General features: G+C 52.5%; 1 protein-coding gene and 2 pseudogenes. 1 reads left to right on the forward strand and 2 read right to left on the reverse strand.

What is annotated here, in order from left to right; all coding sequences use genetic code 11:
- Positions 1-486 (forward strand): annotated as a pseudogene (locus ACRDCA_RS16315) (transposase); the annotation flags it as partial.
- A 254-nt stretch (positions 487-740) separates the two neighbouring features.
- Here ACRDCA_RS16315 and ACRDCA_RS16320 read toward each other — a convergent pair.
- Entirely contained in the window at positions 741-1,337 is a 597-nt protein-coding gene (locus tag ACRDCA_RS16320) for a DUF2913 family protein (protein ID WP_438690479.1), read from the reverse strand.
- 83 nt (positions 1,338-1,420) lie between these two features.
- Positions 1,421-1,559: pseudogene (locus tag ACRDCA_RS16325) on the reverse strand (transposase); the annotation flags it as partial.

A 1,559-nucleotide genomic window follows, 5' to 3' on the forward strand; every position in this document is an offset into this window, starting at 1 on the left:
TTGATGACCTGATGGAACACATTGATCGCATTGAAGATAATAGTGCTGAATATGACCGAGTTTTGTCCCGCATGGCCAAAACAGATCACCGCAGTCAGCGGCTGATGGAGTTGAAGGGAGTTGGCCCTACAACGGCCTGGTGCGCTGGTCGCCAGTATCGGTAATGCACATGATTTTAAGAATGGACGCCAACGGATAGTCTGGCTGGGACTTACGCCATCACAGTACTGCAGCGGTGGAAAGTCAACGCTTGGCAGGATCACGAAAGCGGGCGATCCGTCTCTGCGAACGCCCCTGGTTCAGGGTGCCCGTTCGGTCCTGATCGGCGCTGAGAAAAGGACGGACTCATTCAGCCGTTGGGTCTGCTCACTGGTCGAACGCAGAGGATACTGGCGCGCTGTTGTTGCCATCGCCGCCAAAAATGCAAGGCTGTGCTGGGCATCATTGCATTACGGTGATGATTTCAGGCTGTACTCAGCCAGCTAAAGTACGAAACTGTATGACCATCTGATCTGCAACTCGGTGATGATAAAGGGTTAGACCCCGTGAGGTATATCTGCTTATTGTACAGGGCAAGAGTACCCGACTAACGAACTAGAGCCTCACGAGCGTCTTTCATCAGGGTCCGAATCGATGGCGATCCATCATGACCGTTTATAGTACCGCAGTCTCTCCCCTTTATTTTTACTGACGAGCAGACAGAAACGGTAAACACCGGTGTTGATACGCCGGGGAAGCCCTTATAGTACAGTAAAAACAAAAAATCCGTTTTCATCATTCTGTTGCTCCACCGTCAACGCACATTGCTCGAACAGTGCAGGTACGCCGCTAATGTCGCCGGTCAACCGCAAGATCAGTGGCCGGGTCAACATTTGCTTATCATCAAAACAAGACGCCAGCGCCTGTTTACGGGTATACAGTGCAGAAATCTGTGCACTTCCCGCCTGCGCCGTGTTCCATTCCTGATCAGACACCAGGTGATCATCCCACCCCATGCTTTTTAACGCCTCCACCGCATAGGTGAAACGGAACAGATCGCTTTGTGAAGCTAGCGTTCCCGAACTGGAGCGGTAAATGTAGTCCACCTTGCTCCGCAAGTTTGCCCGGAAGCCGTAAAGTTTGCCCTGCGCCTGCAACCAAAGAATGTCCGCCGCCACCGAACGGGGAAACAGTTTGCGTTTTTGGGCGTTCGCCAGCCAACGCATGATAAACAGGTGTTGTTGTACGGCCGATGTGGCCCGGCCGTCATGCTGTTCCAGGCGCAGTGCAACCAGTAGGCACCATGCCAGATGTGCAAGTTCAGCCGTGGGGCGTTGCTGATATGCGGGAGTTGCCAACTCATGCCTCCTTGTATTATCCAATGCGCCGTAAAACCCTGTCCTTCAGGGCAGGGATATAAGGCGCGGTTTTCCACCTAACGAGGTGTTTGCTGTTGTTCAATATATTGCCGGATGATAGATATTGGTGCGCCACCACAACTACTGGCAAAGTAGCTGGGACTCCACAGAACGCCCTTGTAGTAATACCTGTCAGCAATATCAGACCGGTCACGTCGCAAC

It is taken from the genome of Serratia sp. (in: enterobacteria), from assembly GCF_051654945.1.
Taxonomy (GTDB): domain Bacteria; phylum Pseudomonadota; class Gammaproteobacteria; order Enterobacterales; family Enterobacteriaceae; genus Chania.